The organism is Streptomyces sp. NPDC025638 (assembly GCF_055558775.1).
In genome coordinates this window covers 254,839-274,462 of record NZ_JBVHLX010000001.1, presented here as the reverse complement: position 1 = coordinate 274,462, position 19,624 = coordinate 254,839, and the positions used below count along the sequence as shown (strand labels likewise).

At 69.0% G+C, this 19,624-nt stretch carries 16 protein-coding genes, 1 tRNA gene and 1 pseudogene; 12 read left to right on the top strand and 6 right to left on the bottom strand.

Features of this window, described 5'->3' with window-relative positions; genetic code table 11:
• The first annotated feature begins 127 nt into the window (after positions 1 to 127).
• The 3 genes from ACZ4EG_RS01285 to ACZ4EG_RS01275 all read left to right on the top strand — a co-directional run bounded on the left by ACZ4EG_RS01285 (position 128) and on the right by ACZ4EG_RS01275 (position 3,837).
• Positions 128 to 961 carry a siderophore-interacting protein gene (locus tag ACZ4EG_RS01285; RefSeq protein WP_467789108.1) on the top strand — a complete coding sequence of 278 codons (834 nt, stop codon included), beginning with the start codon at positions 128 to 130 and terminating at the stop codon, positions 959 to 961.
• Between the two features lie 139 nt (positions 962 to 1,100).
• Entirely contained in the window at positions 1,101 to 2,567 is a 1,467-nt protein-coding gene (desA, locus tag ACZ4EG_RS01280; protein ID WP_467789107.1) for a lysine decarboxylase DesA, read from the top strand.
• Positions 2,551 to 3,837, top strand: coding sequence for a lysine N(6)-hydroxylase/L-ornithine N(5)-oxygenase family protein (locus ACZ4EG_RS01275; protein ID WP_467789106.1), 1,287 nt, complete (start codon positions 2,551 to 2,553; stop codon positions 3,835 to 3,837). Before desA ends, ACZ4EG_RS01275 begins: the two co-directional genes overlap by 17 nt.
• A gap of 51 nt (positions 3,838 to 3,888) precedes the next feature.
• Here the strand turns inward: ACZ4EG_RS01275 and ACZ4EG_RS01270 are convergent.
• Positions 3,889 to 4,798, bottom strand: a pseudogene (locus ACZ4EG_RS01270) (RNA-guided endonuclease InsQ/TnpB family protein); the annotation flags it as partial.
• Positions 4,799 to 4,922: 124 nt separating this feature from the next.
• Here ACZ4EG_RS01270 and ACZ4EG_RS01265 point away from each other — a divergent pair.
• Together ACZ4EG_RS01265 and ACZ4EG_RS01260 are read left to right on the top strand one after the other, a co-directional pair.
• On the top strand, positions 4,923 to 5,468 hold the full coding sequence (locus ACZ4EG_RS01265; protein WP_467789105.1) for a GNAT family N-acetyltransferase: 546 nt from the start codon (positions 4,923 to 4,925) through the stop codon (positions 5,466 to 5,468).
• Complete coding sequence (locus tag ACZ4EG_RS01260) at positions 5,465 to 7,234, top strand: IucA/IucC family protein (protein WP_467789104.1); 1,770 nt, start codon at positions 5,465 to 5,467, stop codon at positions 7,232 to 7,234. The genes ACZ4EG_RS01265 and ACZ4EG_RS01260 overlap by 4 nt, the downstream gene beginning before the upstream one ends.
• A gap of 65 nt (positions 7,235 to 7,299) precedes the next feature.
• Here the strand turns inward: ACZ4EG_RS01260 and ACZ4EG_RS01255 are convergent, their stop codons facing one another.
• The gene (locus tag ACZ4EG_RS01255) at positions 7,300 to 8,868 is read right to left on the bottom strand and encodes a beta-N-acetylhexosaminidase (RefSeq protein ID WP_467789103.1); all 1,569 of its coding nucleotides are present in this window, start codon (positions 8,866 to 8,868) and stop codon (positions 7,300 to 7,302) included.
• Positions 8,869 to 8,960: 92 nt separating this feature from the next.
• Between ACZ4EG_RS01255 and ACZ4EG_RS01250 the strand changes: the two genes are divergently transcribed.
• A complete protein-coding gene (locus ACZ4EG_RS01250) occupies positions 8,961 to 9,848 on the top strand; it encodes a DUF4429 domain-containing protein (protein ID WP_390706745.1) in 888 nt (295 codons plus the stop codon).
• Positions 9,849 to 9,902: 54 nt separating this feature from the next.
• On the opposite strand, the gene ACZ4EG_RS01245 is transcribed toward ACZ4EG_RS01250, so the two are convergent.
• A complete protein-coding gene (locus ACZ4EG_RS01245; RefSeq protein ID WP_467789102.1) occupies positions 9,903 to 11,468 on the bottom strand; it encodes a purple acid phosphatase family protein in 1,566 nt (521 codons plus the stop codon).
• A 186-nt stretch (positions 11,469 to 11,654) separates the two neighbouring features.
• On the opposite strand from ACZ4EG_RS01245, the gene ACZ4EG_RS01240 reads away from it, so the two are divergent.
• Both ACZ4EG_RS01240 and glmS read left to right on the top strand, forming a co-directional pair.
• Positions 11,655 to 11,912: a hypothetical protein gene (locus ACZ4EG_RS01240; RefSeq protein WP_390706747.1), complete on the top strand. Its 258-nt coding sequence runs from the start codon at positions 11,655 to 11,657 to the stop codon at positions 11,910 to 11,912.
• A 45-nt stretch (positions 11,913 to 11,957) separates the two neighbouring features.
• A complete protein-coding gene (gene glmS, locus ACZ4EG_RS01235) occupies positions 11,958 to 13,775 on the top strand; it encodes a glutamine--fructose-6-phosphate transaminase (isomerizing) (RefSeq protein WP_363295315.1) in 1,818 nt (605 codons plus the stop codon).
• A 152-nt stretch (positions 13,776 to 13,927) separates the two neighbouring features.
• On the opposite strand, the gene ACZ4EG_RS01230 is transcribed toward glmS, so the two are convergent.
• Together ACZ4EG_RS01230 and ACZ4EG_RS01225 are read right to left on the bottom strand one after the other, a co-directional pair.
• Positions 13,928 to 14,491: a GPR1/FUN34/YaaH family transporter gene (locus ACZ4EG_RS01230; protein WP_453552639.1), complete on the bottom strand. Its 564-nt coding sequence runs from the start codon at positions 14,489 to 14,491 to the stop codon at positions 13,928 to 13,930.
• 127 nt (positions 14,492 to 14,618) lie between these two features.
• Positions 14,619 to 15,146, bottom strand: a complete 528-nt coding sequence (locus tag ACZ4EG_RS01225) for a universal stress protein (protein WP_263209035.1) — start codon at positions 15,144 to 15,146, stop codon at positions 14,619 to 14,621.
• Between the two features lie 351 nt (positions 15,147 to 15,497).
• On the opposite strand from ACZ4EG_RS01225, the gene ACZ4EG_RS01220 reads away from it, so the two are divergent.
• The 4 genes from ACZ4EG_RS01220 to ACZ4EG_RS01205 all read left to right on the top strand — a co-directional run bounded on the left by ACZ4EG_RS01220 (position 15,498) and on the right by ACZ4EG_RS01205 (position 18,319).
• Complete coding sequence (locus tag ACZ4EG_RS01220) at positions 15,498 to 15,755, top strand: hypothetical protein (protein ID WP_467789101.1); 258 nt, start codon at positions 15,498 to 15,500, stop codon at positions 15,753 to 15,755.
• A gap of 380 nt (positions 15,756 to 16,135) precedes the next feature.
• A complete protein-coding gene (locus tag ACZ4EG_RS01215) occupies positions 16,136 to 17,341 on the top strand; it encodes a helix-turn-helix domain-containing protein (protein ID WP_453552642.1) in 1,206 nt (401 codons plus the stop codon).
• A gap of 186 nt (positions 17,342 to 17,527) precedes the next feature.
• Entirely contained in the window at positions 17,528 to 18,130 is a 603-nt protein-coding gene (gene orn, locus ACZ4EG_RS01210; RefSeq protein ID WP_453552644.1) for an oligoribonuclease, read from the top strand.
• A gap of 116 nt (positions 18,131 to 18,246) precedes the next feature.
• Positions 18,247 to 18,319, top strand: a tRNA-His gene (locus ACZ4EG_RS01205).
• Between the two features lie 78 nt (positions 18,320 to 18,397).
• Here the strand turns inward: ACZ4EG_RS01205 and ACZ4EG_RS01200 are convergent.
• A complete protein-coding gene (locus ACZ4EG_RS01200) occupies positions 18,398 to 19,453 on the bottom strand; it encodes a LacI family DNA-binding transcriptional regulator (RefSeq protein WP_390706753.1) in 1,056 nt (351 codons plus the stop codon).
• Positions 19,454 to 19,624: the final 171 nt, after the last annotated feature.

Sequence of the window (19,624 nt, the reverse complement as noted above, 5' to 3'; positions counted from 1 at the left end):
TGGGCGACTGCGAGCCGTGTGTGGCTGGTCGCGCCCACGCGGCGGAGCCGCATATCGACGCAGTCCCGCGCCCCCGGGTTGGCTGCCCTCCCGCCCCTTGATCCCTGACGACACCTCAGGAGCACACATGACGACGGCCGTGGCCGCTCCGTTCCGTTTCTTCTCCCTCCGGGTCGTACGGACGAGGCGGCTCGGCCGGTCTCTGGTCCGGGTCACCTTCACCGGGTCCGACCTGCACGCGTTCCGCTCCCACGGGCGGGACCAGTCCCTGTCCCTGTTCCTGCCGCACCCCGGCCAGACCGAGCCCGTCGTACCCCTCGACCTGGGTGACGGCTGGTGGCAGGCGTGGCGCGAACTACCGGACGAGGTACGGGCGGTGATGCGCTCGTACACGCTGCGGGCCCTGCGCCGGGACCCCGACGAGGTGGACATCGACTTCGTGCTGCACAGCCCGTCGGGCCCCGCCTCGCACTGGGCCTCACAGGCCTCCCCGGGTGACCGCGTCCTCCTCCTCGGCCCGGCGATCGCCGACAACCGCGCGATCCGCTTCCGCCCGCCCGAGGGGACCGATCTGGTGGTGATGTGGGGCGACGAGTCCGCCGTACCCGCCGTCTGCGCCACCCTGGAGACCCTGCCGGCCGGCACCCCGGTGCGCGTCTGGCTGGAGGTGAACCACGCCGCCGACATCCAGGACGTCGTCACCGAAGCGGACGCAGAGGTCACCTGGCTCGTGCGGGGCCCGAGCGGCACCGAGCGGTCCCCCATGGCCCTCGACGTCCTTCGCGACATCGAACTCCCGCCCGCCGAGCGGCCCTACGTCTGGATCGCGGGCGAGTCCGGATGCGTCAGGGCGTTGCGCCGGCACGTCGTCGGCGAGCGCGGCATCGACCGCCGGTGCGTCACGTTCGTCGGCTACTGGCGACGTGGGTTGACGGAGGAGCAGCTCCGCGCGTCCGAGTAACTCCGGCCCAGTGACCGCGGTCACGGAAGGGGCAGGCCCTCCTCCCTTTAACTTAGGTTAGGCTAACCTAAGTTGAACCGCGGAGCTTCACTTCTCCCCCCGTTCCCCGCACGGACCGTCCCCTCGGAGGACCCCCCACATGCGCTCGCACCTGCTCAATGACCTCACCGCGGAGCACTACCGCCGCTCCGTGACCGAAGGAGTCGAGCGGGTGGCGGCCAAACTCGCCACCACCGACCGTCCGTTCACCGGCGTCACGGTCGACGCCCTGGCCCCCCGTATCGAGCGGATCGACCTCGACAGGCCGCTGCACGACACCACAGCCGTCCTGGACGAGCTGGAGGAGGTCTACCTCCGCGACGCGATCTACTTCCACCACCCCCGCTACCTCGCCCACCTCAACTGCCCGGTCGTCATTCCGGCGTTGCTCGGCGAGGCGGTCCTCTCCGCGGTCAACTCCTCGCTCGACACCTGGGACCAGTCGGCCGGCGGCACCCTCATCGAGCGCAGGCTCATCGACTGGACGGCCGACCGCATCGGCCTCGGCGCGGCCGCCGACGGCGTGTTCACCTCCGGCGGCACCCAGTCCAACCTCCAGGCGCTGATGCTGGCCCGCGAGGAGGCCAAGGCCGGGCGGGCAGGGTGGGAACATCCGGCCTCCCCCGCGAAACTGCGCGTCTTCGCCTCCGAGGTCAGCCACTTCAGCGTGCAGAAGTCCGCGCGACTCCTCGGCCTCGGCCCGGACGCGGTGGTCACCGTCCCCGTCGACCACGACAAGCGTATGCAGACCGTCGCGCTCGCCCACGAGCTGGAGCGCTGCGCACAGGACGGACTGATTCCCCTGGCCGTCGTCGCCACCGCCGGCACCACCGACTTCGGGTCCATCGACCCACTGCCCGAGATCGCCGAGCTGTGCGCCCAGTACGGCGTGTGGATGCACGTCGACGCCGCCTACGGCTGCGGGCTGCTCGCCTCCCGCAAACACCGGGACCGGATCGACGGCATCGAGCGCGCCGACTCGGTCACCGTCGACTACCACAAGTCCTTCTTCCAGCCGGTGAGTTCCTCCGCCGTGCTGGTCCGCGACTCCGCCACGCTGCGGCACGCGACCTATCACGCGGAGTACCTCAACCCGCGCCGCATGGTGCGGGAGCGCATCCCCAACCAGGTCGACAAGTCCCTGCAGACCACCCGTCGCTTCGACGCGCTCAAACTGTGGATGACCCTGCGCGTGATGGGCGCCGACGGCATCGGCGAGCTCTTCGACGAGGTGTGCGACCTGGCCGCCGAGGGCTGGGAGCTGCTCGCCGCCGACCCGCGCTTCGACGTCGTCGTCCGGCCGTCCCTGTCCACCCTCGTCTTCCGCTACATCCCGGCGGCCGTCACCGACCCGGCCGAGATCGACCGCGCCAACCTGTACGCCCGCAGGGCCCTGTTCGCCTCCGGCGACGCCGTGGTCGCGGGCACCAAGGTCGGCGGCCGCCACTACCTGAAGTTCACCCTTCTCAACCCAGAGACGCGGGCGACCGACATCGCCGCCGTCCTCGACCTGATCGCCGGCCACGCCGAGCAGTACCTGGGAGAGTCTCTTGACCGCGCTTCCTGAAGCCCCGAACAAGACCTACGACCTCGTGGGGATCGGGCTCGGCCCCTTCAACCTCGGCCTCGCCTGCCTCACCGAGCCCATCGCCGAACTCGACGGAGTGTTCCTCGACTCGAAGCCCGACTTCGAGTGGCACGCCGGAATGTTCCTCGACGGCGCCCATCTCCAGACCCCGTTCATGTCGGACCTGGTCACCATGGCCGACCCGACGTCCCCCTACTCCTTCCTCAACTACCTGAAGGAGAAGGGCCGGCTGTACTCGTTCTACATCCGGGAGAACTTCTATCCGCTCAGGGTCGAGTACGACGACTACTGCCGCTGGGCCGCGGGCAAGCTGAGCAGCGTCCGCTTCGGCACGACGGTCACCGAGGTGACGTACGAGGACGATCTGTACCTCGTCCGCACCGAGGCCGGCGAGACCTTCCGCGCCCGTCATCTGGTCCTCGGCACGGGCACGGTCCCCTTCGTGCCCGAGGTCTGCCGGGACCTGGACGGCGACTTCATCCACACCGCGCGGTACATGCCCCGCAAGGCGGAACTCCAGGCGAAGAAGTCCATCACGATCGTCGGCAGCGGCCAGAGCGCCGCGGAGATCTACTACGAACTCCTCTCCGAGATCGACGTCCACGCCTATGAGCTCAACTGGGTCACCCGCTCCCCGCGGTTCTTCCCGCTGGAGTACACCAAGCTGACCCTGGAGTTGACCTCCCCGGACTACATCGACTACTTCCGCGCGCTGCCCGAGGAGACCCGCTACCGGCTGGAGAAGCAGCAGAAGGGCCTCTTCAAGGGCATCAACTCGGACCTGATCGACTCGATCTTCGACCTGCTCTACCAGAAGAACGTGGAGAGCGGCGACCGCCCGGTCCGCACCCGCCTGCTGACCAACTCCACGCTGACGACCGCCGCTCACGCGGAGGGCGCGTACACGCTCGGCTTCCACCAGGACGAGCAGGGCAAGGACTTCGAACTCCGCACCGAGGGCCTGGTGCTGGCCACCGGCTACCACTACGAGCCGCCGGCCTTCCTCACCCCGGTCCACGACCGCCTCCGCTTCGACGGCCACGGCCGCTTCGACGTCGCCCGCAACTACGCGATCGACGTGACGGGCCGCGGGGTGTTCCTGCAGAACGCCGGCGTCCACACCCACAGCGTCACCAGCCCCGACCTGGGCATGGGCCCGTACCGCAACAGCTCCATCATCCGCGAGCTGCTCGGCACGGAGTACTACCCGGTCGAGAAGACGATCGCGTTCCAGGAGTTCGCCGTTTGACATCTCCCCCGCCCTGCAAGGAGGGGGTTCCCACAGCTCGCGCCAAGAGATTTCCTGCTTCATTGCCAACCGCCCGTCCGGAGGACATCCGTTGAGGTCTTACGTCGGCTCCACAGGCCGACACCGCCTGCCCGGCGGCCAGAATGTTCAGTGCGGCATTGTGGTCCCGGTCATGATGGCTGCCGCAGCCGTCGCACGTCCATTCCCGGACATGGAGCGGAAGTCTGCCACGCACCAGGCCACAATTCGCGCATATCTTGCTCGACGGAAAGAATCCGTCGAGGACTACGAGCTCGCGCCCGTACCAGGCGCACCTTATGGAGGTGGTCCCGCCGCCGGTCGGAAATGCGCGCATGGACCTTGGCAACCTTCAAGCGGGCCTTGGCTTGGTTCTTCGAGCCCTTCTCCTTGCGGGCCAGCTCTCGCTGGGCCTTCGCCAGGCGGGCGCTGTCTCTCCTCTCGAACCTCGGGTTAGGGATCTTCTCGCCGGTGGAGAGGGTCGCAAGGTTACTGAGCCCGACGTCGATTCCCACCTCGGCGTGGGTGACGGGATGGTGCTTCACGGCCGGGTCCACGACCAGCAGAGAGACATACCAGCGTCCCGCCGCATCGCAGGACACCGTTACCGTGGTCGGTTCCGCGTTGTCAGGGAGAGAGCGCGACCAGCGGACATCGAGCGGCACAGTCATCTTCGCCAGCGTCAGGTTGCCGTCACGCCACCTGAACGCCGACCGCGTGTACTCAGCAGCCGAGCGCGACCGCTTCTTCGACTTGAAACGAGGGTACTGGGAGCGCTTGGCAAAATTCTGCGACCGTCCTGGTCCCAAACTCGACTCCGCGCCTCCAGCGCCATCTTGTAAACCTTGCGCACACAACCGAAGGTCCGCAACAACTCGGCCGCCTGCTCCGGCGTCGGATGGAACCGATACTTGAAAGCCCGATTCACATGCTGATCCCCCACACCTCGAAATGTAGTAACCCCCAGGGATGTGCGGAGCGGTCTTCGTGAAACTTGACACCAACACCGACCTATGCGTCCGCCCTGTCCATCTCGGTAACGAGAAAACGCGCCCAAGGAGTCACCGATGAGCACCGCCCCTCTGGCGGGCACTTTCACCTTCCGCCCCCTCGACCCCCTCAAGGACGCCGAGCTGCTGCACGCCTGGGTCACGCATCCCAAGGCCGCCTTCTGGATGATGCGGGACGCGAAGCTGGAGGACGTCGAACGCGCCTACATGGAGATCGCGGCCGACGAGCACCACCACGCCCTCCTCGGGCTGCTCGACGGGGAGCCGGCGTTCCTCATGGAGAGGTACGACCCCGCCCGTCGGGAGCTGGTCGGGCTGTACGAGCCCGAGCCGGGGGACGTCGGCATGCACTTCCTGGTGCCGCCCACGCAGACGCCCGTGCACGGCTTCACCAGGGCCGTCATCACCGCCGTCGTGGCGCACCTCTTCGAGGACCCGGCGACCGCCCGGATCGTCGTCGAGCCGGATGTGCGCAACAAGGCGGTGCACACCCTGAACGAGGCCGTCGGGTTCGTGCCCGAGCGGGAGATCCGCAAGCCGGAGAAGCAGGCGCTGCTGAGCTTCTGCACGCGGGAGCGGTTCGAGCAGGCGGTGGCGGTATGAGCCCCGCCGACGCCGTGGCCCATCTGTCCCCCGAGCGCTGGGAGACGGCCAACCGTCTGCTCGTGCGCAAGGCGCTCGCCGAGTTCGCGCACGAGCGGCTCATCACGCCCCGACAGGACGGCGACGGGTACGTCGTCCACAGCGACGACGGTCTCACCCGCTACCGGTTCACGGCCACCCGCCGTGCCCTCGACCACTGGCAGGTCGACACCGACTCGATCACCCGCACCCGGGACGACGCCGAACTTCCCCTCGCGGCGCTGGACTTCTTCGTCGAGCTGAAGGACACGCTGGGCCTGAGCGACGAGATCCTGCCGGTCTACCTGGAGGAGATCTCCTCCACCCTCTCCGGCACCTGCTACAAGCTCGGCAAACCGCAGATCCCGGTGGCCGAGCTGGCACGGAGCGGCTTCCAGGCGATCGAGACCGGGATGACCGAGGGCCACCCCTGCTTCGTCGCCAACAACGGGCGGCTCGGCTTCGGCATCCATGAGTACCTGTCGTACGCCCCGGAGACCGCCAGCCCCGTCCGGCTGATCTGGCTCGCCGCGCACCGCTCGCGGGCGGCGTTCACGGCCGGTGCGGGCATCGAGTACGAGACCTTCGTACGGGAGGAGCTGGGCGCGGAGACGGTCGGGCGGTTCGAGGGTGTTCTGCGCGAGCAGGGGCTCGATCCCGCCGACTATCTCCTCATACCCGTCCACCCCTGGCAGTGGTGGAACAAGCTCACCGTCACCTTCGCCGCCGAGGTCGCCCGCGGGCATCTCGTCTGCCTGGGCGAGGGCGACGACGAGTATCTGGCCCAGCAGTCCATCCGGACCTTCTTCAACCGCTCCCACCCCGATAAGCACTATGTGAAGACGGCCCTGTCCGTCCTCAACATGGGCTTCATGCGCGGGCTCTCCGCCGCCTACATGGAGGCGACCCCGGCGATCAACGACTGGCTGGCCCGGCTGATCGACAACGACCCGGTGCTGAAGTCGACCGGGCTGTCGATCATCCGGGAGCGCGCGGCCGTCGGCTACCGGCATCTGGAGTACGAGGCGGCGACCGACCGGTACTCGCCGTACCGCAAGATGCTGGCCGCGCTGTGGCGCGAGAGCCCGGTTCCGTCCCTTCAGGAGGGCGAGTCGCTCGCCACCATGGCCTGTCTGGTCCATGTGGACCACGAGGGCGCGTCCTTCGCCGGCGCCCTGATCGAGCGGTCCGGGCTGACGCCCGCCGAGTGGCTGCGCCAGTACCTGCGGGCGTACTACACGCCCCTGCTGCACAGCTTCTACGCCTACGACCTGGCCTATATGCCGCACGGCGAGAACGTGATCCTGGTCCTGAAGGACGGTGTGGTCCGGCGCGCGATCTACAAGGACATCGCCGAGGAGATCGTGGTGATGGACCCGGACGCGGTGCTGCCGCCCGAGGTGCGGCGGATCCGGGTCGAGGTGCCGGAGGACACGAAGCTGCTGTCGGTCTTCACGGACGTCTTCGACTGCTTCTTCCGCTTCCTCGCGGCGAACCTCGCCACCGAGGGAATCCTGGCGGAGGACGACTTCTGGCGTACGGTCGCGGAGGTCACCCGCGAGTATCAGGAGTCGGCGCCGGCACTCGCCGACAAGTTCCGGCAGTACGACCTGTTCGCTCCGGAGTTCGCGCTGTCCTGCCTCAACCGGCTCCAGTTGCGCGACAACCGGCAGATGGTGGATCTCGCGGATCCCTCCGGCGCGCTCCAGCTCGTCGGCACTCTGCGCAATCCCCTCGCGGGGCGGTAGGAAGGCCCTCACGAACCGGCGGGCACCCCGGAGTACGGTCCTCCGGGGTGCCCGTCAGTCTTCTCTCAACTCGTCGGCCAGGGTACCTGGGGAGACTTGTAGTACTTGATGCCGAGTGCGTCCCAGCGCGGCCCCTGCGCGGCCAGCCGCACCTTGTAGGCGTCCCAGCCGTGAGTGGCCGCGGGCGACCAGCCCAGCTCGGCGGCGCCCACGAGCCGTGGGAAGGCCATGTACTCGATGTCGGCGGAGTCGGTGATGGTCTCGGTCCACAGCGGGGCCTCCACGCCCCGCACGGCCGATGCGGGGGCTCCGGCGAGGTAGTCGCCCGGGTCCCAGTCGTACGACCGCTTCACCTCGACCAGGCCGGCCCAGTCCTGGCCCAGCGGGGTGTCCTCGGTGTACTTCATGTCGAGGTAGATCCGGTCGGCCGGGGACAGGATCAGCCCGGTCCCGTTCCGCGCGGCCTTGGCGACCTGGGCCTTCTCCTCGGCGCTGGTGTCGTCCAGGCCCCAGTACTGGGCCAGGGCGCCCGGGGCGGGGGTCGCTCCGGTCAGCTGGTGCCAGCCGATCACCGTCTTGCCGTACTTGGCGACGACGAGCTGCACCTTGTCCATGAAGGCCACGTAGTCGGCGTGGCTGGTGGAGTGCGCCTCGTCGCCGCCGATGTGGAGATAGCGGCCCGGGGTGAGCGCGGCCAGTTCGCGGACTACGTCGGCCACGAAGTCGTAGGTGATCTTCTTCGGCACGCACAGTGTGCTGAAGCCGACGTCGGTGCCGGTGTAGAGCGGGGGCGCGACGCCGTCGCAGTTCAGGTCGGCGTACGAGGCGAGGGCCGCGTTGGTGTGGCCGGGCAGGTCTATTTCGGGGACGACTTCGAGATAGCGGGAGGCGGCGTAGCGGACGATCTCCCGGTAGTCGGCCTTGGTGTAGTGGCCGCCGGGGCCGCCGCCGACCTGGGTGGAGCCGCCGTAGGCGGCAAGACGCGGCCAGGAGTCGATCGCGATGCGCCAGCCCTGGTCGTCGCTGAGGTGCAGATGCAGCTTGTTGATCTTGTAGAGGGCGAGTTCGTCGATGTAGCGCTTGACCTGGGCGACGGTGAAGAAGTGCCGGGACACATCGAGCATGGCGCCCCGGTAGGCATAGCGCGGGGAGTCCTGGACGGTGCCGCCGGAGACCAGCCAGGGGCCGGCCTGTACGGACTTCTTCTCCACGGCCGCGGGCAGCAGCTGGCGCAGGGTCTGGACGCCGTGGAAGAGGCCGGCGGGTGCGCTCGCGGTGATGGTGATGCCGCCGCGGCCGCTGTCGAGGCGGTAGCCCTCCGCGCCGAACACGCCCTTGGTGAGGCGGAGTCGGATGCCGCCGTCCCCGTTCGCCGTCACCGGGAGCGGATAGCCGGTGGACGGCCGCAGGACGGCAGCCAGGTACTCGCCGACCCGGCGGGCCTCGCCGGAGCCGGTGACGCTGATGTGGGTGCCACGGGTGATGCGGTACGGGGATCCGCCCGGGGTGACCAACGCGGGTGCCGGCACCACCCGGTCGAGCGGGGTGGGGGTGGCTCTCGCCGACGGTGCCGCGCCGACGGTGAAGGCGCCGGCCGCGGCCACGAGGAGCAGGGATCCGAGGATGCGGGCCATACGGGGAGTCGTTCTGGGGTGCCGTCTCACATGCGCTCCCTTCGGAATTGGTAGAGACCACCCTCTCGCAGAACCGATGAAACAATCCCCTCATGGCGGAAATCATCCAGAAGGACGGCACGTGGGCCTTCGACGCCGACGCCCTTCGACTGACCCCGGGCCGGGACAAGAACGTGGGTCTGCTGCGCAGGACCCTGGGGGAACTCGTGGTCCCCCTGGGGGCGTTGGCCGGTATCTCGTTCGAGCAGGGGAAGAAGTCGGGGCGACTGCGACTGCGGCTGCGCGACGGCGCCGACCCGCTGCTGCACGCGACCGGCGGCCGCCTCGCCGAGCCCAACGACCCCTACCAGCTGACGGTCGAGTCCGATCGCTACGGCGTCGCCGAGTACTTCGTGGACGAGGTGCGCAACGCCCTGCTCCTGGACCAGGTTCCGGCCGACCCGGTGACCGAGTATCTGCTGCCCGGCCCGTCCGTTCCGCTCTCCGTCTCCGCCGGGGACGGCACGGCGGGCTTCGACGGCGAGCAGGTACGCCTGGAGTGGAACTGGAAGACCGAGGACGCCAAGGCCGCGGCGGGCGCCCGGACGCTCGCCGTCACCGAGATCGACGCGGTGGAGTGGCAGCCCGCGGCCGGCCTGGAGAACGGCCATCTGCGCTTCACGGTGCGGGGCGCGCCGACCAAGGCGCCGCCGAAGTACGACCCCAACTCCGTGGAGCTGTGGGGCTTCAAGAAGGACCCGCTGATGGCGCTGGTCGCGGCGGCCGTGCAGGCGCGGCTGCCGCACCCCTCGGCCGCCGCCGTACCGGAGGTGCGGCCGCGGCTGCACGAGGTCCCGCAGCAGCGGACCGCGCCCACGATCGAGGACGACCACGACGCGCTGCTGCGGCGGCTGCGTGAGCTGGGCGAGCTGCACCGCACGGGCGTCCTGACGGACGAGGAGTTCGCCCTGGCCAAGCAGGCGATCCTCAAGCGCATGTGAGGACCGCCCGCCCGCCGTGTCCGGGTGCGCCCCGCCGCCGGGGCGCGGCCGCGGTCACTTCGCCCGGCGCGCCACCGTGAAGTGGTCGATCCGGTCACCGGTCTCGGCGATGCCCGAGACCTTCAGGGTGGTGTAGCGGCCCTTCGGCGCGGGGGTGACGTCCACGCGCAGGAAGGAGTAGTTGAGGTAGCGGACACGGGACCAGGTGACGGTCTCGTTCTGCTTGCCGTCCTTGAGGCAGATGAACGAGGCGACGGAGTCCACCTCGTGCTCGTGGCCCTCGTAGGAGTCCGGCGCGCTGAAGGCGTACAGGCTGCGGCCGGCCGCGCCCGCCGTCACGTAGACCACGCCCTCGGTGTCCGAGTACGCCGTGCCGCCGATCGGCAGCTTCTTGGTGACCTCGTTGCCCTTGATGACGTCCGTGCGCTCGTACTGGTGGTTGTGGCCGTTGATGACGAGGTCGACCTGGTACTTGTCGAAGAGCGGCACCCACTCCTGGCGCACACCCCCCTCCGAGGCGTGCGCGGTGGAGGTGCAGTAGGCGCAGTGGTGGAAGAACACGATGATGAAGTCGATGTCCTTCGAGGCGCGGAACTTCTTCAGCTGCGCCTCGAACCATGTCGTCTGAGTACCGCCCGAGATGCCCAGGTTCGCCGGGATCTCGAAGGAGACGTCGTTGGGGTCCAGCGAGATGATCGCCGTGTTGCCGTAGACGAAGGAGTAGACGCCCGGCAGGTTCTTCGGGTCCGGACCGTTGTCCGGGAGCGTCCAGCGGGCCTCCTCGCCGCCGTAGCCGTTCGGCGAGTACCAGGCCTCCATGTCGTGGTTGCCGTAGCTGACCATCCACGGGATCTGCTTGGCGACCGACTCGGTCTGGTACAGGAACTGGTCCCAGGTGCGCGAGTCGAAGCCGGTGTCGGTGGTCTTGCCCTGGCCGGCCGGGTCGCCGTAGGCGATGTCGCCGGCGTGCAGATGGAAGGCCGGGTTCTGACCGAGGATCAGGCTGTCGTTGGCCAGGGCGCGGTAGCTGACGCCCTGGTCGCCGAAGGCCGTGAAGGTGAACGGCTGCTCGCGGTCGGGGGCGGTGGTGAAGGTGCCCAGGGTGCCCGCGAGGTGCCGCTCGGCCGGGTCGAAGCCCTGGTGGCCGACGCCGTAGTAGTAGGTCTTGCCGGGGCGCAGGTGGGTGAGCCTGGCGTGCAGGTAGTACTGCGTGTGGTCGCCGCTCGCGCCGACGCCGGCCGGGGTGTAGAGGGTGCGGACCTCGGCCTCGATCTTGCGGGAGAGGTCCCAGGGGTGGGCACCGATGCGGATGAACGGCTTCTTCACGGCGACCGGGACCTGCCACGAGATGGTCATCTCGGTGCGCGGGTCGTTGCCGTAGGCGAGGTGGCGGCCGAAGGGGGCGACAAGGGCGCCGTCGACCATCTCGGTGGCCGGGGCGGTGGACTGGGTCGGAACGGCGGCCTGGGCGGTCCCGCCCGGGATGAACGCGCCACCCGTGACCGCGCCCAGCGTGACGGCACCGCCTCTGATCATCGTGCGCCGCGAGAATCTGGCGCGCAGATATTCGTGCTGCTCGGCCATGCTCATGCGCTCGGCCAGCTTCTCGGGTACTCCCATACGAGGAATGTCCATGGCGTCTGAAACTCGTCTCCAGAGGCGACGAGACGCAAGACACAGGATGGACAGATCACGAACAGGGATCCATGAGAGATTCAATGTTCGTCCAAGGATTTTCAACACCTCCGTGCCCGCAATCGGGCAGGATTCTTGCGAAACCGGCGCCGGTGGCTCAGGATCTACCGGGTGCACGACGAACTTGTTGATCACCTGACGCGGTCCACGCCCCTGAGCCGGGGCGAGGCGCTGCGTGTGGTCCAGGACGTGCTCGCCTACTTCGACGAGACGACCGAGGACTTCGTCCGTCGCCGCCATCGCGAGCTGCAGGCCCAGGGCCTGGTGAACGCGACGATCTTCGAACGGATCGAGGCGGACCTGAGGTACCGGGCGGTGGCGCCGCCGGAGCTCACGCTCAGACAGCTGCGCCGCATGGTCTACGGCTGAGAACCAGCCGGAACAACAGAACGACAGGCTGAGGGATACCTATATATGTGCGGAATTGTCGGATACATCGGGAAGCGTGACGTGGCCCCGCTGCTCCTGGAGGGCTTGCAGCGCCTGGAGTACCGCGGCTACGACTCCGCGGGCATCGTCGTCACCTCCCCGAAGACGGCCGGCCTGAAGATGGTCAAGGCCAAGGGGCGGGTCCGCGACCTGGAGGCCAAGGTCCCGGCGCGCTTCAAGGGCACCACCGGTATCGCCCACACCCGCTGGGCCACCCACGGTGCCCCGTCCGACGTGAACGCCCACCCGCACATGTCGGCCGACCAGAAGGTCGCCGTCGTGCACAACGGCATCATCGACAACGCCGCCGACCTGCGCCGCAAGCTGGAGGCGGACGGCGTCGAGTTCCTCTCCGAGACCGACACCGAGGTCCTCGTCCATCTGATCGCCCGCTCCCAGGCGGAGTCCCTGGAGGAGAAGGTCCGCCAGGCGCTCCGGGTCGTCGAGGGCACGTACGGCATCGCCGTGATGCACGCCGACTTCTCGGACCGCATCGTGGTGGCTCGAAACGGCTCCCCGGTCGTCCTCGGCATCGGCGAGAAGGAGATGTTCGTCGCATCGGACATCGCCGCGCTGGTCACCCACACCCGCCAGATAGTCACGCTCGACGACGGCGAGATGGCCACCCTCAAGGCCGACGACTTCCGCACGTACACCACCGAGGGCACCCGCACCACGGCCGAGCCGACCACCGTGGAGTGGGAGGCCGCCTCCTACGACATGGGCGGCCACGACACCTACATGCACAAGGAGATCCACGAGCAGGCCGACGCCGTGGACCGCGTGCTGCGCGGCCGCATCGACGACCGCTTCTCCACCGTGCACCTCGGCGGCCTGAACCTGGACGCCCGCGAGGCGCGCCGGATCCGCCGGGTGAAGATCCTCGGCTGCGGCACCTCGTACCACGCGGGCATGATCGGCGCCCAGCTGATCGAGGAGCTCGCCCGCATCCCCGCGGACGCCGAGCCCGCCTCCGAGTTCCGCTACCGCAACGCGGTGGTGGACCCCGACACGCTGTACATCGCGGTGTCGCAGTCCGGTGAGACCTACGACGTGCTGGCCGCCGTCCAGGAGCTGAAGCGCAAGGGCGCCCGGGTGCTCGGCGTGGTCAACGTGGTCGGCTCGGCGATCGCCCGCGAGGCGGACGGCGGCATCTATGTGCACGCCGGTCCCGAGGTCTGCGTGGTCTCGACGAAGTGCTTCACCAACACCACGGTCGCCTTCGCCCTCCTCGCCCTGCACCTCGGCCGCACCCGTGACCTCTCGGTCAGCGACGGCAAGCGGATCATCGAGGGCCTGCGGAAGCTGCCGGCGCAGATCTCCGAGATCCTCAAGCAGGAGGACGAGGTCAAGCAGCTGGCCGAGGAGTACGCCGAGGCCCGCTCGATGCTCTTCATCGGCCGCGTCCGTGGTTACCCGGTGGCCCGCGAGGCCTCCCTGAAGCTCAAGGAGATCACCTACATCCACGCCGAGGCCTACCCGGCCTCCGAGCTGAAGCACGGCCCGCTCGCCCTGATCGAGCCCGCCCTGCCGACGGTCGCGATCGTCCCGGACGACGACCTGCTGGAGAAGAACCGCGCGGCCCTGGAGGAGATCAAGGCCCGCAGCGGCAAGATCCTCGCGGTGGCCCACCAGGGGCAGGAGAAGGCCGACAGGACGATCGTCGTCCCGAAGAACGAGGACGAACTGGACCCGATCCTGATGGGCATCCCCCTCCAGCTCCTCGCCTACCACACGGCAAAGATCCTGGGCAGGGACATCGACAAGCCGAGGAACCTCGCGAAGTCGGTGACGGTGGAGTAAAGCGCCCCTGAGGGGCGCAGGGAACTGCGCGAGCAACCCCCACGCGCCCGCACGGGCCATCGAACGGAACGGACCCCCACGTGTTGCCACCCATCACGGGGGGTCCGCTCATGTTCACCGGGGACGCCCAACTCCCCGGCATCGGCTGCCATTTAGCCGGTGGCCGTCACTCCCCGGCCGGCAGCGCGCCTGGGAAGTACCGTCGGCCAGTGGGCAAGCGCCGCTGTGGCCGCGTACCACGCAACGGCACCCGCGGCCACGCCGACCCAGCCGCCGACTTTGGTGAGAGCCGAACTGTCCGCGAACCGGGCCACGGCCAGGACGAGCATCGACAGGAACAGCAGCCCGTGCATGCCCTGACCGAGCATGTCACCGCCCGCGAGGGTCAACGACAGTGCCACGAGGGCGAACAGGAGCAGAAAGAGCCCGGCGGCGTTGTCGGACATCTGGTTCCCGGCCGAGACCGCCCAGGTGAACCAGAGTGCGCCGAGCGCCGAGAAGGCCGTACCGGTGACGTTGTCGCGGTCGCGGAACGCCAGCAGACCGGCGACGAAGAGTGCAACGCCGCCTACGTAGTGGGCCAGTGAGACGGCGTCGGTCGCCGTCACGCCGTCGATCACATCGGTGTATCCGAGTCCGAACGCCAACAGGGTGATTCCGAGGGCGAGTCGACCGACGACGGTGGTGGTGCTTCCCGCAGAGACGTCGTTGTCCACGGCGGGCTCCCTTCATGCATGTGCAGTTGTGCGGTGACCGATATATGCCCTTCACAAGGGCACAAACACATCTACGCGCGAGTAGATTCAGGCACTGCACAAAGGGAGTTGACGGTGCGTGAAGCGGTTACGGGATGACCACCACGGGCCGCTTCGCCCGCTTGGCGAGCCGTCCGGCGACGGAGCCGAAGATCCGGCCGACGATGCCGTGGGTGGACCCGACGACGATCGCGTCGGCCTCGTACTCCCGCCCGACCTCTTCGAGTTCGTGGCAGATGTCACCACCGCGCTCGACGAGGATCCACGGTACCTCGGACAGATAGTCCGCACAGGCGAGTTCCAGCCCCAGCACCTCGGTGCGGTGGTCCGGTACGTCGACGAAGACGGGTGGCTCACAGCCGGCCCACACCGTGGTGGGCAGCCGGTTGGCGACATGAACGATGATCAGACCCGACCCGGAGCGATGGGCCATGCCGATCGCGTAGGCCAGGGCGCGCTCGCTCGACGTGGAGCCGTCGAAGCCGACGACCACGCCGTGCTTGAAAGCTGGGTCGCAGGATGGGCGTGACTCTTCCGCCGCCAGGGGCTCGTCCGCCGTGGGGTCGGCGACGTTCCGCTTGCGGTCCGCGGGTTCGAAGAATTCGTGACCGGCCATGAGTGTCTCGGCGTTTAGATCCTCGTGGGTGGGACGACAGTGTGCGGCGGAGCCGTGTCCGGGAAACATCTTCCCAACCCCATACCCCCAAGGGTACGGCGGCACGCCTCCTTAGCCCAGAGCCCGCGCACGCTCCGTAGGGGATCCCTCGAAGCCCGGTAGGGGTTCACCGGAGCATGCACGAGCCGCGCCCGTAACGCAATGGTTGCTGCCCCGTACAGGCGGTTTGCACAGGATTCAAACAACTGCGCTCCGTCCGACGGGTACACACAGTGACCGGCGGATCGAACGCGCGTTGACTCCATTGAGTCACCGCCGGGCACCGCCCCGGGGAGCCGCAGGGAGAGCGACATGTCCGGACCGCGCCCCACCTCCGAACGGCGTCCCGCGCCGGACACCGTGAGCGAACTGGTCCGCTGGGCCGCCTTCAGCTGCGTCCTCGTCCCGGTGGTGCTTCTCTGGTACGGCACCTCGCTCGCCGGCGCCACCGGCACCGCGCTCGGCCTCGCCGCCCTCACCGGAGCCTGCCGTTTCCTGCTGCGCCACTCCGAACGCTGCGCGTCCCACAGAGGCGGACGTCACAGTAAGCCGAATACACCGGTCGACTGACCGGTTTCCGCGCACACCGACGTATCTTTTCAGCCAACTTCTGGACACTGTGCAAGAGGTGCCCCAACCACCCCCCAACCCCCGTTCCACCTGCACGGAAAGGGTCCAGGAGGCCCTGCGCACCCTACGCGCTTTGGCCACTGCGACGAGGCGCACTTCCCCGCACGGCCCACGAGTGCAACGCTTCGTGATCGAATGCTTCACGCCAAGTTGTCATGTCGACAATGTGCCGAGTGTCTACCTGGGTCACCGCGACCGCGCGGGACCCAGTAGATTCGATCTTGACTTTCTTTACGGCGGGGGACTCGTGCAGGACCGAGGGGAAACGTGCAGGAGCGACACAACCGAGGAGCCGCGACCACCGAGGGGGGCTTAGCAGGATGAGCCACGACTCCACTGCCGCGCCGGAAGCCGCGGCCCGGAAGCTTTCCGGGCGACGCCGCAAGGAGATCGTCGCGGTGCTGCTGTTCAGCGGCGGCCCCATTTTCGAGAGCTCCATACCGCTTTCGGTGTTCGGTATCGACCGCCAGGACGCCGGAGTGCCGCGCTACCGACTGCTGGTGTGCGGAGGTGAGGAAGGCCCGCTGCGGACCACAGGGGGCCTCGAACTCACCGCGCCACACGGCCTGGAGGCGATCTCACGGGCGGGCACCGTCGTGGTGCCGGCCTGGCGCTCGATCACCTCTCCACCACCGGAGGAGGCGCTGGACTCGCTGCGCCGAGCCCACGAAGAGGGGGCCCGCATCGTCGGGCTGTGCACGGGCGCCTTCGTGCTGGCCGCCGCCGGCCTGCTGGACGGCCGCCCGGCGACCACGCACTGGATGTACGCACCGACGCTGGCCAAGCGCTATCCGTCGGTGCATGTCGACCCGCGTGAGCTGTTCGTCGACGACGGGGACGTCCTCACGTCGGCGGGCACCGCGGCCGGAATCGACCTGTGTCTGCACATCGTGCGCAGTGACCACGGCAACGAGGCGGCCGGTGCGCTGGCCCGCCGGCTGGTGGTCCCGCCGCGCCGGAGCGGCGGTCAGGAGCGCTACCTCGATCGGTCTTTACCCGAGGAGATCGGCGCCGACCCGCTCGCGGAGGTCGTCGCCTGGGCGCTGGAGCACCTGCACGAGCAGTTCGACGTGGAGACGCTGGCGGCACGCGCGTACATGAGCAGGCGGACGTTCGACCGACGTTTCCGCTCGCTCACCGGCAGCGCCCCGCTCCAGTGGCTGATCACCCAGCGGGTGCTGCAGGCGCAGCGTCTGCTGGAGACGTCGGACTACTCGGTCGACGAGGTCGCGGGCCGCTGCGGCTTCCGCTCGCCGGTGGCCCTGCGCGGCCACTTCCGCCGCCAGCTGGGCTCGTCCCCCGCGGCGTACCGCGCCGCGTACCGGGCGCGCCGGCCGCAGGGCGACAAGCCGGGCGAGGGCGAGCCGGTGATGCCTCCGGCCGGGCCGACGGGCGCACTGCCGCCCGGGCCCCTGGGACCGGCACCCGCGCTGCTGCATCCGGAGAGCGCGGTGCCGATGCAGACACGGCGCACGGCCGCACTGGGTCTGTCGGCGAGCCTGCCGGGACCGAGAAGCGGTAGCTGAGCACATGGGAAGGGGTCCGGGACGAACCCGGGCCCTTCCTCTTTTCTCGTTCCCGTCCTCTTTTGCCGTTCCCGGACGTCTTTTGCCGTCACCGGACGTCACACCGGCACCATGGACCGCCCCACGCCACAGCAACCCCTTGCATGGCAGGCCCGTGGAGCGCATACGCGCCGTAAGGTTAGACACATGAACGATCGCATGGTGTGGATCGACTGCGAGATGACCGGTCTCTCGCTGTCCGACGACGCGCTCATCGAGGTGGCCGCGCTGGTCACCGACTCCGAGCTGAACGTACTCGGCGAGGGGGTGGACATCGTGATCCGCCCGCCCGCCAAGGCCCTGGAGACCATGCCGGACGTGGTGCGGCAGATGCACACCACCTCCGGTCTGCTCGACGAACTGGCCGGCGGCACGACGCTGGTCGAGGCCGAGGAGCAGGTCCTGGCGTACGTACGCGAGCACGTCAAGGAACCGGGCAAGGCCCCGCTGTGCGGCAACTCCGTCGGTACGGACCGCGGCTTCCTGCTGCGGGACATGCCGACGCTGGAGGACTACCTCCACTACCGGATCGTGGACGTCTCCAGCATCAAGGAGCTCGCCCGCCGCTGGTACCCGCGCGCCTACTTCAACAGCCCGGAGAAGAACGGCAACCACCGGGCGCTCGCCGACATCCGCGAGTCCATCGCGGAGCTCAGGTACTACCGGGAGGCGATCTTCGTACCGCAGCCCGGACCGGACTCGGAGACCGCCAAGGCCATCGCCGGAAAGCACGTCCTGCCTGCGGAGTAGGCGCCCGCGGGGGCCGCGAGGGGCCACCGCGAAAAGCCGTGCGCGAGCACCCCTTCGGACCCTGTACACTTTTTCTCGGCCGGTCGGGGAAACCACCAAGTGAACCGCCGGTCGTGGTGGGTGTAGCTCAGCTGGTAGAGCACCTGGTTGTGGTCCAGGATGTCGCGGGTTCGAGTCCCGTCACTCACCCTGAGTAATCAGCCGGTGACCTTGCCGTTAAGGCGGGTCACCGGCTGATTCGTTTGTCCGTGTCCGAGCGACGCCTTCCTAGGACGACGTACGCGTCACCAGTTCCGTCGGCAGCACCAGGTGCCGGCGCTCCAGCCCCCGGGACGCGGCCGGGCGGCGGTCCGCGATCTCCGTCAGGAGCAGGTCCAGCATCGCGCGGCCCATTTCCACGATCGGCTGACGGACGCTGGTGAGCGGCGGGTCCATGTGGCGGGCGATCGCCGAGTCGTCGTACCCGACCAGGGCCACGTCCTCGGGGATGCGGCGGCCCTGCTCGCGCAGCACCTGGCGGGCGCCGGCCGCCGTCACGTCCGAGCCGGCGAAGACCGCGTCCAGGCCGGGGGTGCGGGCCAGGAGCTTCGTCATCGCACGGCGGCCGCCCTCCTCGGTGAAGTCGCCGGGCTCGATGAGCCGTTCGTCGACCTCGTGGCCCGCGTCGCGCAGGGCGTCGCGGTAGCCGTCCACGCGCCGCTGGGCGCCGTACACGTCCAGGCGGCCCGTGATGTGGGCGATCGTACGGCGGCCGCCGGCGAGCAGATGCTCGACGGCCGAGCGGCCGCCGCCGTAGTTGTCCGAGTCCACCGAGGTCAGCGTCTCCCTCGCCGAGCGGGGGCCGCTGATCACCGCCGGGATCTCCAGCTGGGACAGCAGATCCGGGAGCGGGTCGTCCGCGTGGACCGAGACCAGCAGGACGCCGTCCACCCGGTGCGCGGCCAGATACTGGGCGAGCCGCTGCCGCTCCCGGTCGCTGCCGGCGAAGATCAGCAGCAACTGCATCTCGGTGTCGGCCAGTTCGGCGCCGACACCGCGCAGCATGTCCGAGAAGTACGGCTCCGCGAAGAACCGGGTCTCCGGCTCGGGGACGACCAGGGCGATCGCGTCCGTGCGGTTGGCGGCCAGGGCGCGGGCCGCGGTGTTCGGGACGTATCCGAGTTCCTCGACCGCCGCCTCGACGGCCGCGCGGGTGGCTTCGCTGACCCGGGGCGAGCCGTTGATCACCCGGGAGACCGTGCCGCGGCCGACGCCGGCGCGGGCGGCGACCTCTTCGAGGGTGGGCCGACCACCGCTGCGCCCCCGTGTTCCGTGGCTTGCCATGGGCCCCGCCTCCCTCGACGTTCATGTCGCTGGCCTGGAATCTAACAGTCCCGTGCGCCGGGGTGACCGCCGCCGGGCGCGGGCCTCGTGCTGACCCCGGCAGCCTCCCCCGCGAGCGCCGGGCGCGCCGAATTGTCCTGACCTCGTCTGCCCTTCGGCCGCCGACCGAAG

Bases quoted from the DNA above. Each gene is read 5' to 3' on its own strand.
- ACZ4EG_RS01285 (WP_467789108.1), top strand. From the start codon at position 128: ATGACGACGGCCGTGGCCGCTCCGTTCCGTTTCTTCTCCCTCCGGGTC.
- ACZ4EG_RS01220 (WP_467789101.1), top strand. From the start codon at position 15,498: ATGTCCGGACCGCGCCCCACCTCCGAACGGCGTCCCGCGCCGGACACC.
- ACZ4EG_RS01250 (WP_390706745.1), top strand. From the start codon at position 8,961: ATGGCGGAAATCATCCAGAAGGACGGCACGTGGGCCTTCGACGCCGAC.
- ACZ4EG_RS01200 (WP_390706753.1), bottom strand. From the start codon at position 19,453: ATGGCAAGCCACGGAACACGGGGGCGCAGCGGTGGTCGGCCCACCCTC.
- orn (WP_453552644.1), top strand. From the start codon at position 17,528: ATGAACGATCGCATGGTGTGGATCGACTGCGAGATGACCGGTCTCTCG.
- glmS (WP_363295315.1), top strand. From the start codon at position 11,958: ATGTGCGGAATTGTCGGATACATCGGGAAGCGTGACGTGGCCCCGCTG.
- ACZ4EG_RS01245 (WP_467789102.1), bottom strand. From the start codon at position 11,468: ATGGGAGTACCCGAGAAGCTGGCCGAGCGCATGAGCATGGCCGAGCAG.
- desA (WP_467789107.1), top strand. From the start codon at position 1,101: ATGCGCTCGCACCTGCTCAATGACCTCACCGCGGAGCACTACCGCCGC.
- ACZ4EG_RS01260 (WP_467789104.1), top strand. From the start codon at position 5,465: ATGAGCCCCGCCGACGCCGTGGCCCATCTGTCCCCCGAGCGCTGGGAG.
- ACZ4EG_RS01265 (WP_467789105.1), top strand. From the start codon at position 4,923: ATGAGCACCGCCCCTCTGGCGGGCACTTTCACCTTCCGCCCCCTCGAC.
- ACZ4EG_RS01225 (WP_263209035.1), bottom strand. From the start codon at position 15,146: ATGGCCGGTCACGAATTCTTCGAACCCGCGGACCGCAAGCGGAACGTC.
- ACZ4EG_RS01255 (WP_467789103.1), bottom strand. From the start codon at position 8,868: ATGGCCCGCATCCTCGGATCCCTGCTCCTCGTGGCCGCGGCCGGCGCC.
- ACZ4EG_RS01215 (WP_453552642.1), top strand. From the start codon at position 16,136: ATGAGCCACGACTCCACTGCCGCGCCGGAAGCCGCGGCCCGGAAGCTT.